The sequence below is a fragment of the Streptomyces inhibens genome (assembly GCF_003389455.1).
GTDB lineage: Bacteria > Actinomycetota > Actinomycetes > Streptomycetales > Streptomycetaceae > Streptomyces > Streptomyces inhibens.
In genome coordinates this window covers 1-14877 of the sequence record NZ_QUAC01000481.1, presented here as the reverse complement: position 1 = coordinate 14877, position 14877 = coordinate 1, and the positions used below count along the sequence as shown (strand labels likewise).

Genomic DNA, 14877 nt, shown 5'->3' with positions numbered 1-14877 from the left:
AAGGCGTCGTTGGCCGGAATTGATCATTGCACTTGGACAACAGCTAGCAACCTTGACTGGACAGAGTGAATGCGCAACTAGAAGGATTAACGCGCAGTGCCGCAGGCATCGTCGGGGGCGGGCCAGTGAAACAACCTGTTTTTCCTCCGAGTCACGCCGCGTCGTCCCCCACTGACCCAACGGAGGAAAACAGCAGATGAGCTTTGGCGACCCGAACAACCCGTACGGCCAGCAGCAGCCGCAGGCGCCGTACGGTCAGCAGCCCCCGGTGCCCCCGCAGGGCGGTCAGCCGGGCTACGGCTACCCCCAGCAGGCCCCGCAGCAGCCGTACGGCTACCCGCAGCAGCAGGCCGTCCCGCCGCAGCAGCCCTACGGCGGCTACCCGCAGCAGGGGGCTCCCTACGGCCAGCCCGGTATGCCGGGGATGCCGATGGGCTACGCGAGCTGGGGCTCGCGCGTGGGCGCTTACCTCATCGACGGCCTGATCGTGGGTGCGGTCCCGGGCGTCCTGTACATCGTCGCCGGGGTCATGGCGGCCAGCTCGGCGTCGTCGGCGAGCGAGAACGCCTCGTCCTGCCCGCCCGGCGACATCCAGTGCATCAGCGACGCCTACAACACGGCCGCGGAGAGCGCCACGCCGGTCGGCTCCATCATCATGATCGTGCTCGCCGCCCTGATCGCCCTGGCCGGCGGCCTCTTCGTCATCGCCAAGGAAGGCAGCACGGGCCAGAGCCCGGGCAAGAAGGCGATGAAGATCAAGCTGGTCAAGGAGACGACCGGTCAGCCGCTCGGCTTCGGTATGGCCTTCGTCCGCAAGATCTGCCACTTCCTCGACTCGCTCGCGTGTGACATCGGTTACCTGTGGCCGCTGTGGGACGACAAGTCGCAGACGTTCGCCGACAAGATCGTCGGCACGGTGGTCGTCAAGACCCAGTAAGTCGCTCACGGGCCTGCCGGCAATGGGCCGGCCCGATGTGCACCACTCCTCGAAGGCCCCCTCGCAACAGCGCGATCGGGGCCTTCGCGGCGCTGTACGAGCAGCGGGTCCCCACCCGCGGATCACGACGGAACCCTGGTGGCCTACCGTCCCCTTACACCACTGATATCCGCTCAAGAAGCTTGAAGGACACCGCTCGTGAGCTATCCCAACCAGAACCCCTACGGTCCGCCGCCGGGCCAGCAGCCCGGTTACGGCTATCCCCAGCAGCCGCAGCAGCCGTCGCCGTACGGCCCGTACCCGGGCGGTGGGATGCCCGTCATGCAGCCGCAGTACCCGACGATGATGCCCGGCGGGGTCAAGGCCGCTCGGGTGATGCTGTTCGTGCTCGCCGGCCTGAACCTCGTCGGCCTGGTCCTCGCCGTGATGGGGCTGGGCGGCGTCACCAGGGCCGCGCACGAAACGTCGTCGTACGCCGGTGACGACGACATCCTCGCGATGAACATCGGCAAGGGCCTGCTGATCGCGGTGATCGTGCTCATCGTGATCTTCACCGCGGCCGCGATCACGCTGGCCGTGCAGTTCGCCAACGGCGGCGGCGGCGTCCGTGTCGGCACCATCATCTTCGGCGTCGCTACCATCATGATGAGCCTGTTCAGCTTCCCCGTGGGCCTGGTCCACACGGTCCTGGGCATCCTGGTGCTGGTCTTCGTCGCCAAGGACGACGGCAACGCCTGGTTCAGCCGACCGCGTTACTGACACCGCGAGCGTCCCCCACCACGAAGGCCCGCACCGAACACACCCGGTGCGGGCCTCGCGCTCTCCTCAAGCGGTGGCCGCTCAGTGGAAGAAGTGCCGGGTCCCGGTGAAGTACATCGTCACGCCGGCCTTCTTGGCGGCCTCGACGACCAGCTCGTCGCGGACCGAACCGCCCGGCTGGACCACGGCCTTGACGCCGGCCTCGGCCAGCACCTCGAAGCCGTCGGGGAACGGGAAGAAGGCGTCGGAGGCGGCGTACGAGCCGCGCGCCCGCTCCTCGCCGGCCCGCTGCACGGCCAGCTTCGCCGAGTCCACACGGTTGACCTGGCCCATGCCGACACCGACCGTGGCACCGTCCTTGGCGAGCAGGATCGCATTGGACTTCACCGCGCGGCAGGCCCGCCAGGCGAAGGCCAGCTCGGCCAGCTCGTCGGCGGGCAGCGCCGCGCCGCTGGCCAGCGTCCAGTTCGCCGGGTCGTCGCCCTCGGCCTGCAGCCGGTCGGTGACCTGAAGGAGGGCGCCGCCGTCAACGGGCTTGACCTCCACCGGGTTCGACGGCGCGTCGGGGCAGCTCAGCACGCGGATGTTCTTCTTGCGGGCGAGGATCTCGACCGCGCCGTCCTCGTAGCCGGGGGCCACGATGACCTCGGTGAAGATCTCGGCGACCTGCTCGGCCATCGCCACGGAGACCGGGCAGTTGACAGCGATCACGCCGCCGAACGCGGACAGCGAGTCGCAGGCGTGCGCCTTGCGGTGCGCCTCGGCGACATCCGCGCCGACCGCGATACCGCAGGGGTTGGCGTGCTTGATGATCGCGACGCAGGGCTCGGTGTGGTCGTACGCGGCCCGGCGCGCGGCGTCGGTGTCCGTGTAGTTGTTGTACGACATCTCCTTGCCGTGCAACTGCTCGGCCTCGGCGAGGCCGCCCTCGCCGTTGACGTACAGCGCGGCGCCCTGGTGCGGGTTCTCGCCGTAGCGCAGGACGTTCTTGCGCTCGTAGGTGGCGCCGAGGAACTCGGGGAGACCCGACTCGTCGGCGGCTGCGTAGTCCTCGGCGAACCAGGAGGCCACGGCGACGTCGTATGCGGCGGTGTGCCGGAACGCCGCCGCGGCGAACCGCTTGCGCAGCCCCAGCGTGAAGCCGCCCTCCTTGACCGCCTGGAGGACCGCGGCGTACGCGCCCGGGTCCGTGACGACCGCGACGGAAGGGTGGTTCTTGGCGGCGGCGCGGACCATCGACGGACCGCCGATGTCGATCTGCTCGACGCACTCGTCGGGAGTGGCACCCGAGGCGACGGTCTCCTTGAACGGGTACAGGTTCACGACGACGAGGTCGAACGGCTCCACGCCGAGGTCGGCCAGCTGCTGCCGGTGGTCGGCCAGCCGCAGGTCGGCGAGGATGCCGGCGTGCACCTTGGGGTGCAGGGTCTTGACCCGGCCGTCGAGGCACTCCGGGAAGCCGGTGAGCTCCTCGACCTTGGTGACCGGCACCCCGGCGGCGGCGATCTTCGCGGCCGTCGATCCGGTCGAGACGAGCTGGACGCCCGCCGCGTGCAGGCCCTGCGCCAGCTCTTCCAGCCCGGACTTGTCATAGACGCTGACCAGTGCGCGGCGGATGGGCCGCTGGGTGCCTTCGGTGGCGGTCACGAGATACGTACCTTTCGTCCCTCAATGCGGTAGCCGTGCCGGGCCAGACGCCCCACGACCTCGACGAGCAGCGATCGCTCGACTTCCTTGATGCGCTCATGCAGCGCGGATTCATCGTCCTCGTCCCGGACCTCGACCACGCCCTGGGCGATGATCGGGCCGGTGTCGACACCGTCGTCGACGAAGTGGACGGTGCATCCGGTGACCTTCGCGCCGTACGCGAGCGCATCGCGCACGCCATGGGCACCGGGAAAGCTCGGCAGCAGCGCCGGGTGGGTATTGACGGTGCGGCCGCCGAAGCGGGCGAGGAACTCCTTGCCCAGGATCTTCATGAAGCCGGCCGAGACCACCAGATCGGGCTCGTACGCGGCGGTCGCCTCGGTGAGCGCCGCATCCCAGTCCGCGCGGCTGTCGTAGTCCTTGACCCGGTGGACGAAGGTCGCGATCCCCGCGGACTCGGCGCGCTCCAGGCCCGCGATCGCGCCACGGTCGGCGCCGACGGCCACGATCTCGGCGCCGTACGCCTCCGGGCCCTGCTCGGCGATCGCGTCGAGCAGCGCCTGGAGGTTCGTACCGGAACCGGAGACGAGCACGACAAGGCGCGCCGGGCGGCCGACGGGGGTCTCCCCTGTGGGGGGCAGGTCGGGCTGGACGGGGGGTGGGGAGGAAGCCACGGCGGGGCTCTTTTCCGATCTCGCGTGCTTTGTGTGGTCGTACAAGGCCGCGGGTACCGCAAATCCGGGGAACCCTACGAAGGCGCCGACCGTCAGCAACGATACCGGCACACCGAGCGGCCCCCGCGGGACGGGGGCGGGCACGGAAGGTAGCGTCAGGCGTAAGACTGCATGCAGTTCGTGGTAAACGGGCGCCGGTCACGATGGCCCGCGTTCGGACGAGACAAGGGGAAGACGCACTCCAGATGACGGACCGACGCCGCCGCGCGGCCCTCCTGCTCCTGCTGCCCGCCACCGCCCCCGGGATGGTGCTGCTGCCGCGTGAGCGCAAGCCGTCGTCCTCGGAGTCCGATGCACCGGGTTCCGCGGGTTCCGCGGGCTCCGACCGCGACAATCCCTTCGCACCGCCGCCGGCCGACGCCCCCGACCAGGAGTGGCGCCCGCGCCACCCCGCCCCGTACGGCCAGGGCCAGGGCCACAACGGCGACGAGGAGCAGCCGCCGCAGGACGAGCCGACGCCCAGCTGGGGCAGCCAGTGGAGCCCCCGGCAGCCGGGCCGGCAGAGCGGCGGCTTCGGCTCCCGGCCGGGCGGCCGCAACAACGGGCAGCAGGGCGGCGGCCCGGGCGGCGCCGGCGGGCCAGGCAATCTGCGCTGGGACCCCACCGACCCGTCGCAGCGCCGGGCGCGCTATGCGCTGCTCGCCGGCATGTGGGCGTTCTTCTTCGTGCTCTTCAGCCTGCCGGAGATCTCGCTGCTGCTGGGCGTGCTGGCGATCTACTGGGGCATCAGCTCACTGCGCGCCAAGCCGAACCCGGCGAAGGCGGCCGCCGCGGCGACCACCGCCGCCATGGAGGGCCGCCCGGCCCCCACCGAAGGTGCCCCCGCCCCAGGGCACCCGGGCGCCCCGTCCGCGCCGGGCAGCACCCGGCCGCAGGTCACGGCGGCGATCGGGGGGCTGGTGACCGCCACGCTCGCGCTGATGATGGTGGCCGCGACGTTCACCGTGCAGATCGTCTACCGCGACTACTTCACCTGCGTGAACGACGCGCTGACCCAGTCGGCCGGCAAGTCCTGCGAAAACCTGCTGCCGAAGGAGCTGCGGCCGCTGCTGAGCACGCAGCAGTAGCCGGGCTCAGTTGTCGGGAGCGGGGGCGGCGGCTGGGGCGGGGGCGCTCCCCGGCCCGGTGGCCGCCAGGTTGTCGGCATCGGGGGCATCGGGGGCATCGGGGGCAGGGGCGGTGACAGGGGCAGGGGCGGTGGCAGCGGCGGCTTGAGCGCCGGTGTCCTTCTCGTCGCTCCCGGCCGTCCCCGCACGCCGCCTCGCGCGGAGCCGCCAGGCCCGTAGCCCGAGCGCTCCGGGGATGCCGATCAGGGCCGTCCAACCCGCCGCCGTGAGGCCCGTACGCCACCATTCCGGGCCGAAGGCGGCGAGCGTACCGGTGCCCAGCGCGCCTCCGGCGAGGGCCGCGAGCGCCGCCATGACGGCACCGCACACGGCAGCCCCCATGCCTGCCACACAGGTCGTCGCCCACCAGGACCAGGGCCCGCCCGGGGGGCCGGGTGCCGCCGCGGAACGGGCGGCAGAGCGGGCGAGCAGCGCCCCCGCGACCATGGGCACCACGGCCACCGCCCAGGTCAGCGGGTTCCCCGGGCCCGCGTCCGGCAGCCCGCCGAGCAGCGGCAGATGCGGCAGCACCGGGTGGCCCGTGGCCCCCAGCGGTCCGACCGTGCTGCCCGCGCCGAGCGTGAAACCCGGCCCCAGGCCGTAGGCCGCGCCCCAGACGGCCGCGTTCGGCAGCAGTACGAGGCAGAGCAGCAGCACCGTGGCGCGGCTCGCCCAGTCCGGCGCGAGCTGGAGGAGGTCCTGGCGTACCCGGCCGGCGTGCAGCCCGAGCGCGAGGAGGGTGAGCAGCGCACCGGAGACGAGCAGGGCGCCCAGGGCGGCGCCGGCGGCCCGGCGGGCGGCGGTGAAGCGGGGGCCGCCGAGAACGGTCCGCAGGCCGCCCGGCACCGCGGCCCGGGCCCGCAGGACCCAGGCGGGCAGCAGATCGGCGCCGGCGTGTCCGTGGATGCGCCAGGCCGTGCCGGCGAGAGTGGCGACCGCAGTGGCCGGTACGTACAGCAGCACGCTGGCCGGCTCGGCGGTCAGCCGCCCGGTCGACGTGTAGAGCAGCGCACCGGCCGCGACCAGCAGATAGCCGGTGAGCAGCGCGCCGAGCAGGGTGCGCGGGGTGACCGTCCGGGCGGTGCCGGCGAAGGCACCGGCAGCGGGCTCCGGGAGGGCGGCGGGCGCGGTCGCCAGGGTGTGGCGGGCGGCCCGGTGCAGCAGCCAGACCGGAAGTACGGCGAGCAGCAGCGGTGTCACGGCGACCGGGGCCGGGGTGCCGGAGTGGGTGGCGGTGCGCACCAGGTCGCCGCCGTGCGCCAGCAGCCACAGATCGGCGGCGAGATGCAGGGCCCGGGACGGGCCGCTGTCGGGGTAGGGGGAGGCGACCCACAGCAGCAGCACGGCGACCGTCAGCGCGCCGAGGCCGAGTCCGGCGGCCGTCACGCCGCCGAGGAAGGCCGCGCCGATCGCGGAGGAGCGCTGCGCGGCGGTTCGGCCGTGCGAGGACAGGGTCGGGCCGCGATCGGTCAACTGGCTCACACGGCCATGCTGCCAACAACACCCTTTTCATCCCTGCACTGGGCAAATGCCCGACGTGTCGCGTGTGCTGCGTGTGTCGAGCTGCATCTGGTGATGCGGGTTTTCCACACTCTCCGTATGACCCAGCGTGAGCAGGCCGCCGCCGCCTTCGACGATCTCCACACCCGGCATGCCGCCGCCCTGATCCGGCAGGCGTATCTGCTCACCGGGCGGCCACGGCTCGCGCGCCGCGCCGTGGAGAGCGGGTTCCGGCTGGCGTGGCAGCGGTGGCCGGAGGTCGCGGTGGATCCGGATCCGGCGGGGTGGGTGCGGGCGGCCGTGTACGAGTACGCGCTGACGCCGTGGCACCGGCTGTGCCCCTGGCTGCGGCCCGCCCGGAAGCCGAAGAAGACCGGCGGGCCCGCCGAGCCGGCCGGCCGTGCGCTGCTGGAGGCGGTGCTGAGCCTGCCCGCTCCGTACCGGCGGACGCTGCTGCTGCACGACGGGGTCGGGCTCGGGCTGTACGAGACCGCGGCGGAGATCGAGTCGAGCACGCCGGCCGCGGCGGGGCGGCTGACGCATGCGCGCGAGCGGGTCGCCGAGCGGCTGCCGGAGCTGGGGCTCGCTGCGCAGCCGCCGGTGCGGCAGGGCGAGATCCTGCATGCCCGGCTCGGGGAGCTGGCGGCCGCGCAGCGGGCGGAGCCATCGCCGGCGCAGCGCGTACGGACCGGCAGCGAGCACAGCGCCCGGCGGACCACCGGGGCGGCGTTCGGGGTGACCGGGCTGTTCACGCTGGTGGCACTGGTCATGGTGGTCACCACACCGGACCACTACACCCGGCCGCCGCAGCGGCCGCTGGCGACCGCGCCGCACTCCCCCGTGTCACCGGCCGGGCACGGCGCCGGAGCGACAGGCGCAGGCACGCATGAAGGCACACGCGCAGGCACCCACGCAGGCGCGCGCAAAGGCGCGAAGAGACACGGCGACGCGGCCGGGCACGGCACGCCCCGGGAGGCCCGGCTCACCCCCGACGTCCGTTAGCCCCGCCGTTGGACCCGTTAGACCCGGCAGATCCGCCGGACGAGCCACCGAAACGGACGCGGGCCCGCACCCCACCAGGGGTACGGGCCCGCGTCCGTATGCCATCTGCACTGCGCCGCGGGACGGGTCCGGCGGCGCGGGGAGGCGCAATCAGCCGACGAGGATCTCGCGGGCCAGGCGCGCGGTCTCCGACGGGGTCTTGCCGACCTTGACGCCGGCGGCCTCAAGGGCCTCCTGCTTCGCCTGGGCGGTGCCGGAGGAGCCGGAGACGATGGCGCCGGCGTGGCCCATGGTCTTGCCCTCGGGCGCGGTGAAGCCCGCGACGTAGCCGACGACCGGCTTGGAGACGTTGGCCTTGATGAAGTCGGCCGCACGCTCCTCGGCGTCGCCGCCGATCTCGCCGATCATCACGATCAGGTCGGTCTCGGGGTCGGCCTCGAACGCCGCGAGGGCGTCGATGTGCGTGGTGCCGATGACCGGGTCGCCACCGATACCGACGGCGGACGAGAAGCCGATGTCACGCAGCTCGTACATCATCTGGTAGGTCAGCGTGCCGGACTTCGACACCAGACCGATGCGGCCGGGCTTGGTGATGTCGCCCGGGATGATGCCGGCGTTGGACTGGCCGGGGGTGATCAGGCCGGGGCAGTTCGGGCCGATGATCCGGGTCTTGTTGCCCTTGGAACCGGCGTACGCCCAGAAGGCGGCGGAGTCGTGCACCGCGATGCCCTCGGTGATCACGACCGCGAGGCCGATCTCGGCGTCGATCGCCTCGACGACGGCGCTCTTGGCGAACTTCGGCGGCACGAAGATCACGGAGACATCCGCGCCGGTCTTCTCGATCGCCTCGGCGACGGAGCCGAAGACGGGCACCTCGGTGCCGTCGAAGTCGACCTTCTCGCCGGCCTTGCGCGGGTTCACGCCGCCGACGATGTTGGTGCCGTCACCGAGCATCAGCTTGGTGTGCTTCATGCCAGTGGCACCGGTCATGCCCTGGACGATGACCTTGCTTTCCTTGGTGAGGAAGATAGCCATGGTTGTAGTGTCCTCGTCCTTTACTTAGCAGCCAGCTCGGCGGCCTTGTCGGCCGCGCCGTCCATGGTGTCCACGCGCTGCACGAGCGGGTGGTTGGCCTTCGACAGGATCTCGCGACCGAGCTCCGCGTTGTTGCCGTCGAGGCGCACGACCAGGGGCTTGTTGACATCCTCGCCCTTGGACTTGAGCAGCTCCAGGGCCTGCACGATGCCGTTGGCGACCTCGTCACAGGCGGTGATGCCACCGAAGACGTTGACGAACACGGACTTGACGTCCGGGTCGCCGAGGATGATCTCCAGGCCGTTCGCCATGACCTCGGCGGAGGCGCCGCCACCGATGTCGAGGAAGTTGGCGGGCTTGACGTTGTTGTGGTTCTCGCCGGCGTAGGCGACGACGTCCAGGGTGCTCATGACGAGACCCGCGCCGTTGCCGATGATGCCGACCTCGCCGTCGAGCTTGACGTAGTTGAGGCCCTTGGCCTTGGCCGCAGCCTCGAGCGGGTTGGCTGCGTCCTTGTCCTCAAGAGCCTCGTGCTCCGGCTGGCGGAACTCGGCGTTCTCGTCGAGGGACACCTTGCCGTCGAGGGCGATGACAGCGCCGCTCGCGACCTTGGCCAGCGGGTTGACCTCGACGAGGAGCGCGTCCTCGGCGACGAAGGTCTTCCACAGGGTGACCATGACCTCGGCGACCTGCTCGGCGACGTCGGCCGGGAACTTCGCCTGGGCGACGATCTCGCGGGCCTTCTCGATCGTGACGCCCTCGTTGGCGTCGACCGGGACCTTCGCGAGCTCCTCGGGCCGGGTGGCCGCGACCTCCTCGATGTCCATGCCGCCGGCGACGGAGGCCATGGCCAGGAAGGTCCGGTTGGTGCGGTCGAGGAGGTACGAGACGTAGTACTCCTCGGCGATCTCCGGAGCGGTCTCGGCGATCATCACCTTGTGGACCGTGTGGCCCTTGATGTCCATGCCCAGGATCTGACCGGCCTTCTCGACCGCGTCGTCCTCGCTGGTGGCCAGCTTGACGCCGCCGGCCTTGCCGCGGCCACCGACCTTCACCTGTGCCTTGACGACCGACTTGCCGCCCAGTCGCTGGGTTGCCTCGCGCGCCGCCTCAGGCGTGTCGATGACTTCACCGGCCAGCACCGGTACACCGTGCTTGGCGAAGAGGTCCCTCGCCTGGTACTCGAACAGGTCCACGCGCGTCCGTCCCTTGTCTTCTCAGAATCGCCGTAGTGATCGCGGTTCGTTGTCTGCGATGGGCGTGCCGCGAAGGGCAACGTGACGGCGCTGTCACAGGGGAGGCGTACACGGAGACCGGATACGCGGCATGTCCGTCCCGCAGGTTATCGCCGCAGGACCTGAGGCTCTAAATCGCAGATCACACTCCGGCGGTGATTACGGTCACAGATCTTTTGGCCAAGTTACGCCTCTCCCGGATTTCCGCATGTTGACGGCCGGTTTTCGGTGACCTCTCGGGTAGCCCGCCGGCTCCGGTGCCACCCGGCGTGCACCTCCGCTTCATGTGCCGTTCGAGAGCGCCTCCTGGTACGCCCCAGTGCGCCCGGTCTCACGTGATTCCGGTTCCGCCAATGAGGGAATCCGTTTGAGAAGAAGGTGCGCAACACCGTCACAGCACCTCCGCAGCCGGTGTCCGGAAAGGTCTCTTGACCCTCAACTACCCGCAGCGGAAACTGCGTTGAGCACTTAGACATACATACGCATCAGGAGTCACAAGCTTCGCGCTTGGTCCCGTGCAGGTCGGTCGGAAGATCGCTCCGCACCGGGTGCAGACGGGGGAACTTGATGGGTAGCCGGGGGGATGCACGACCGCGGGCAGGGGGCGGCCGTGGGCTCTTCCGCACCCGCCGCTCCTCCCCCTTTCTCGATTTCTTGGTGTCCTCACACTGGTGCCTGAAGGGATTGGAGGGGGAATGCCGACACATACGACCTATCCCGGCGTTTATGTCGAAGAGCTTCCCAGCAGCATCCGCAGCATCACCACCGTCACCACATCCGTGACCGCATTCGTCGGTCACACCCGGCGCGGCCCGCTCAACCAGCCGGTACAGATCACCAGCTTCGCCGACTTCGAGCGCCGCTTCGGCGGTCTGACCTCGCAGAGCCCGGTCGCGTACGCCGTCCACCAGTTCTTCGGCAACGGCGGCACGGTCGCCGTGATCGTCCGGGTCGCCAAGGCCGGCAGCGGCAAGGAAGCCCACGTCACCCTGGAGTCGACCGAGGGCCACAGCCAGTGCCCGGTGCTCAAGGTGCACGCCAAGGAGCCGGGCGTATGGGGCTCCGGCCTCCGGGTCGCCGTCGACTACGACACGCCCACCCGTCGCCCGACCACCACCCCCGCAGGAGACGCTTCGCGCCGCCCCTCTTGTGAGGCGACCTTCAACCTCCAGGTACTGGACGCGCACGGCACCGCCCGCGAGTCCTTCTCCGGCCTGTCCATGGATCCCGGCCACGGCAAATACGCCGAAACGGTGATCAACGCGGGCTCCGCGCTGATCCGCGTCCAGGTCGTCGGCGAGGGCCGCCCGGACCCCTCCGGCACGGTCTCCAAGGCCTTCCACCACGAACTCCCCGATCTGAACGTCGACGTGACGGTGAAGATCGGCGAGGTGGAGCGCGAGTTCACGCTCTACGACCCGGACTGCGACGGCGAGGCGCCGTGCAACGTCACCGAGCTGGCGCTGCTGCTGGAGCACAAGCTGCGCGCACTGCCGGACGCCCCGGGCAAGCACGCCTTCGCGGGCGCCGAGGTCACCCCCTTCGGCCGCCGTATCCAGGTCGTCGCCGGGTCCGTCGACCCCGACGACGTGGTGCGCTTCCTCGGCGAATGCGCCAACGACCTGGGTCTGGAGGCCTCCGTCAACCCGCCGGTCTTCCCGCTGTGCGGCGGCGAGGACGGCGATCCGCCCGGACCGCTCGACATCATCGGCAGCGAGGCCCGCAAGAGCGGTCTGCAGGCACTGCGCGACGTCCACGACGTCAACCTGCTGGCGCTGCCCGAGCTGGCCTCGTACGCATCCGTCGACGACATGATCACGGTGCTCTCGGCGGCCGAGCGGCTGTGCAAGGAGCGGCGGATCTTCCTGCTCGTCGACGCGCCCGCCACCTGGGGCAGCGTGGACGCCGCCCGCGCCGGCATCGCCGCCTTCGCACCGGTCCGCGGCAACCACTCCGGCCTGTACTTCCCGCACCTCCAGCTCACCGACCCGCTCTCCGGCCGACTGCGCTCCTTCCCGCCGTCCGGCGCCGTCGCCGGCGTCATCGCCCGTACGGACAGCGAACGCGGCGTATGGAAGGCACCGGCGGGCACCGAAGCCCGCCTGGCCGGGGTGCACTCGCTGACCGTCAAACTGACGGACCGCGAGAACGGGCTGCTGAACCCGCTGGGCATCAACTGCCTGCGCACCCTCCCGGTGGTCGGCCCGCTGATCTGGGGCGCCCGCACGCTCGACGGCGCGGACGCGCTGGAGAGCGAGTGGAAGTACATCCCCGTACGGCGCCTCGCCCTGCATGTCGAGGAGAGCCTGCTGCGCGGCCTGCAATGGGTGGTCTTCGAGCCCAACAACGAGCAGCTGTGGCAGCAGATCCGCCTCAACGCCTCGGCCTATCTGCACTCCCTCTTCGAGAAGGGCGCGTTCAAGGGCGGCACTCCGCGCCAGGCGTACTTCGTCAAGTGCGACAAGGACACCACGACCGACGAGGACATCGAGCGCGGCATCGTCAACGTCGTGGTCGGCATCGCGCCGGTCAGGCCCGCGGAGTTCGTGATCGTCAAGATCCAGCAGATGGCCGGCCAGTTCGACGTCTAGACACGCGAACGCGAAGGACGTGAACGCAAAGGACGTGAAGGACGCGAAGGACGTGAAGGGCATGAAGGACGTGAAGGAATCCGATGGCTGAGTTTCAGATCAACGCCCATCGCTTCGACCCGTACAAGAACTTCAAGTTCCTGGTCCTGTGGGACGGTCGTACGGTCGCGGGCATCAGCAAGATCAGCCCGCTGAAGCGCACCACCGAGGTCGTCAAGCACCGGCACGGCGGCGACCCCAGCTCACCGCGCAAGTCCCCGGGCCGCTCCGAGTTCGAGGGCATCACCCTGGAGCGCGGGGTCACCCACGACCCGGAGTTCGACCGCTGGGCCAACAAGGTCTGGCAGGTGGGCGCCGGCCTGGGTTCCGAGGTGTCGCTGGCCGACTTCCGCAAGGACCTCGTCATCCAGGTCCTCAACGAGGCCGGGCAGGTGGCCGTCTCGCACAAGATCTACCGCTCCTGGCCGAGCGAGTACCAGGTCCTGGGCGAGATGGACGCCAACGCCAACGCCGTCGCCATCCAGAGCCTGAAGCTGGAGTGCGAGGGCTGGGAACGCGACTACGAGGTCCCGGAGCCGGAGGAGCCGTCGTTCACGCATCCCGCCTAAGACGACTTTGCCCAGACCAAGGCGACCTTACAGATAGTGATGCATTCCCGGGAACTCATCACTCTCCGTAATCGTTGCCGGGGTATGAGGAGGCGTCACGAGGCGTCATGGGGCGTCACGAGGGGCACGCACGGGCGAGAGCACAAGGCGAACGCATGGGCGCGAGCACAGAGCAAACGCACGGGCGCGCGAGCACAGAGCAAACGCACGGGTGCGAGCACAGAGCAAACGCACGGGTGCGAGCACAAGCCGAACGCACGGGCACGACCACGAGAAAACGCATGGGCGCGAGGCGGAGGAACGGCCGGACGACGCAAGGCAGGCGAACGGCCGGACGACGCGAGGCAGAGGAACGGCGGGACGAGGTGAGGAATGGCGGTCACCGGGCCCGCTGAACTGCTGGCCACCTGGGAAGCCGGGCTGGCCCAGCAGGCCGGCGGCCGGGCCCTGTTGCTGCACCGGGCGGCCCGCCCCGAGGCGGGCACCGACGCGCTGCTGTCGGTGCCGCTCGGGGAGCGGGCGGCCGATCTGTTCGCCCTGCGCCGGGCGCTGTTCGGCGACCGGATGCAGGTCAAGATCGACTGCGCCGATCCGGACTGCGGCGAGGCCATGGAGTTCGAGCTCGACGCGGGTGAGATGGGTGCGCGGCCGCGGATGCCGGAGGGCGGACTGCGGGTCGAGGAAGGCGGGTGGGCGGTCCGGTTCCGGCTGCCCGCCCCCGCCGACCTCGCCGCCGTCTCCGCTGCGGCGGTGGACGCGGAGGACGCCCGGCGGCTGCTGGGCGCCCGCTGTGCGCTCTCGGCTCTACGGGGCGGACGGCCGGCGGCCGGCGAGGAGCTGGCCCGGCTGCCGGATCCGGTGCTGAAGCGCTTCGCCGAGGCGGCCGAGCAGGCGGATCCGGCGGCCGAGGTGGTGCTGAACATCGCCTGCCCGGAGTGCGGCGCGGCCACCCCGGCCGAGCTGGACATCGCCGCGTACCTGTGGACCGAACTGGACGCCTGGGCCCGCGATGTGCTCCTGGACGTCCATCTGCTCGCCTCGGCCTACGGCTGGAGCGAGCCCCAGATCCTGGCGCTGAGCCCGCTGCGGCGCCGCTACTACCTGGAGCTGTGCGCAGATGCCTGACCTGGCTGACTACTTCGACCGGCTGCTGGCGCGGCATGCGCCGGTACCTGGGGGCGTCGGGGGTGCCTTTTCGGAAGCGCCCGGCAGCGGCCGTACGGGCGGGGCGACCGGCGGGGCTATGGGCGGGGCTCGGCGCGCGCTCGTACAGCCCCGGCTGCCGGGCCCGTTCGAGCGCGTGGAGGCGTTGCGTGGCGCGGCCGGGGACGGGGACGAGCCGGCTCCGCTGTATCCGCAGGCGCCCCGGACGTCGTTGTTCGACGGGGAACAGGTCCGGTACGAGCGGGAGATCAGGACCACGGAGCGGCAGACCGTCGTACGGACCGAGGCCCTGCGGCCGGACGCTTCCGACCTCGTCGAGCCGGCGATACGCCCCACGGCACCGCTGTTGCGGCCCGCGGCGGCGGTTGATCCCGGGCCGCGGCCTGGCGTGGCTGGGACCGTACGGCCGCAACGGTGGGCGGGGGCGGGGACGTCCGGCGAGGACGGGTCCGCACGCCCGGCGGCGGCCACGCCGGCCCCACCGGGCAGGAACGCCGCTTCCCGCTCGCCGGTCCCGGCGCTGCGGCCGCGTACCGACGCGGTGCCCGCGGCCCGCAAT

At 71.1% G+C, this 14877-nt stretch carries 13 protein-coding genes; 8 read left to right on the top strand and 5 right to left on the bottom strand.

Annotation, left to right across the window (positions count from 1 at the left end):
• The first annotated feature begins 196 nt into the window (after positions 1–196).
• Positions 197–937, top strand: coding sequence for an RDD family protein (locus DY245_RS42380; protein WP_128512446.1), 741 nt, complete (start codon positions 197–199; stop codon positions 935–937).
• Between the two features lie 198 nt (positions 938–1135).
• On the top strand, positions 1136–1696 hold the full coding sequence (locus tag DY245_RS42375) for a hypothetical protein (RefSeq protein ID WP_128512445.1): 561 nt from the start codon (positions 1136–1138) through the stop codon (positions 1694–1696).
• Between the two features lie 81 nt (positions 1697–1777).
• Here DY245_RS42375 and purH read toward each other — a convergent pair whose 3' ends face one another.
• Both purH and purN read right to left on the bottom strand, forming a co-directional pair.
• Entirely contained in the window at positions 1778–3343 is a 1566-nt protein-coding gene (gene purH / locus DY245_RS42370) for a bifunctional phosphoribosylaminoimidazolecarboxamide formyltransferase/IMP cyclohydrolase (RefSeq protein ID WP_128512444.1), read from the bottom strand.
• On the bottom strand, positions 3340–4017 hold the full coding sequence (purN, locus tag DY245_RS42365; protein WP_425329523.1) for a phosphoribosylglycinamide formyltransferase: 678 nt from the start codon (positions 4015–4017) through the stop codon (positions 3340–3342). The genes purH and purN overlap by 4 nt, the downstream gene beginning before the upstream one ends.
• 245 nt (positions 4018–4262) lie before the next feature.
• Here purN and DY245_RS42360 point away from each other — a divergent pair, with 245 nt between their 5' ends.
• Positions 4263–5144, top strand: coding sequence for a hypothetical protein (locus DY245_RS42360; RefSeq protein ID WP_244943611.1), 882 nt, complete (start codon positions 4263–4265; stop codon positions 5142–5144).
• A 6-nt stretch (positions 5145–5150) separates the two neighbouring features.
• Here DY245_RS42360 and DY245_RS42350 read toward each other — a convergent pair whose 3' ends face one another.
• Positions 5151–6665, bottom strand: a complete 1515-nt coding sequence (locus DY245_RS42350; protein ID WP_220378002.1) for a cell division protein PerM — start codon at positions 6663–6665, stop codon at positions 5151–5153.
• Positions 6666–6782: 117 nt separating this feature from the next.
• Between DY245_RS42350 and DY245_RS42345 the strand changes: the two genes are divergently transcribed.
• A complete protein-coding gene (locus tag DY245_RS42345) occupies positions 6783–7685 on the top strand; it encodes a SigE family RNA polymerase sigma factor (RefSeq protein WP_128512442.1) in 903 nt (300 codons plus the stop codon).
• Between the two features lie 150 nt (positions 7686–7835).
• On the opposite strand, the gene sucD is transcribed toward DY245_RS42345, so the two are convergent.
• The gene (gene sucD / locus DY245_RS42340; RefSeq protein WP_128512441.1) at positions 7836–8720 is read right to left on the bottom strand and encodes a succinate--CoA ligase subunit alpha; all 885 of its coding nucleotides are present in this window, start codon (positions 8718–8720) and stop codon (positions 7836–7838) included.
• 20 nt (positions 8721–8740) lie between these two features.
• On the bottom strand, positions 8741–9916 hold the full coding sequence (gene sucC, locus DY245_RS42335) for an ADP-forming succinate--CoA ligase subunit beta (protein WP_128512440.1): 1176 nt from the start codon (positions 9914–9916) through the stop codon (positions 8741–8743).
• A 734-nt stretch (positions 9917–10650) separates the two neighbouring features.
• Here sucC and DY245_RS42330 point away from each other — a divergent pair.
• From DY245_RS42330 to DY245_RS42315, 4 genes are all read left to right on the top strand, one after another.
• Complete coding sequence (locus DY245_RS42330) at positions 10651–12546, top strand: phage tail sheath family protein (RefSeq protein ID WP_128512439.1); 1896 nt, start codon at positions 10651–10653, stop codon at positions 12544–12546.
• An 83-nt stretch (positions 12547–12629) separates the two neighbouring features.
• The gene (locus DY245_RS42325) at positions 12630–13154 is read left to right on the top strand and encodes a phage tail protein (RefSeq protein ID WP_128512438.1); all 525 of its coding nucleotides are present in this window, start codon (positions 12630–12632) and stop codon (positions 13152–13154) included.
• Positions 13155–13526: 372 nt separating this feature from the next.
• Positions 13527–14279, top strand: coding sequence for a hypothetical protein (locus DY245_RS42320; RefSeq protein WP_128512437.1), 753 nt, complete (start codon positions 13527–13529; stop codon positions 14277–14279).
• On the top strand, positions 14272–14877 hold a 606-nt coding region (locus DY245_RS42315), incomplete at its 3' end, for a hypothetical protein (protein WP_128512436.1). The genes DY245_RS42320 and DY245_RS42315, both read left to right, overlap by 8 nt.

What these genes read in the sequence shown, in the direction of transcription:
- sucD (WP_128512441.1), bottom strand. Translation starts at nt 8,720, where the DNA reads ATGGCTATCTTCCTCACCAAGGAAAGCAAGGTCATCGTCCAGGGCATG.
- DY245_RS42380 (WP_128512446.1), top strand. Translation starts at nt 197, where the DNA reads ATGAGCTTTGGCGACCCGAACAACCCGTACGGCCAGCAGCAGCCGCAG.
- DY245_RS42360 (WP_244943611.1), top strand. Translation starts at nt 4,263, where the DNA reads ATGACGGACCGACGCCGCCGCGCGGCCCTCCTGCTCCTGCTGCCCGCC.
- DY245_RS42325 (WP_128512438.1), top strand. Translation starts at nt 12,630, where the DNA reads ATGGCTGAGTTTCAGATCAACGCCCATCGCTTCGACCCGTACAAGAAC.
- DY245_RS42320 (WP_128512437.1), top strand. Translation starts at nt 13,527, where the DNA reads ATGGCGGTCACCGGGCCCGCTGAACTGCTGGCCACCTGGGAAGCCGGG.
- DY245_RS42345 (WP_128512442.1), top strand. Translation starts at nt 6,783, where the DNA reads ATGACCCAGCGTGAGCAGGCCGCCGCCGCCTTCGACGATCTCCACACC.
- DY245_RS42330 (WP_128512439.1), top strand. Translation starts at nt 10,651, where the DNA reads ATGCCGACACATACGACCTATCCCGGCGTTTATGTCGAAGAGCTTCCC.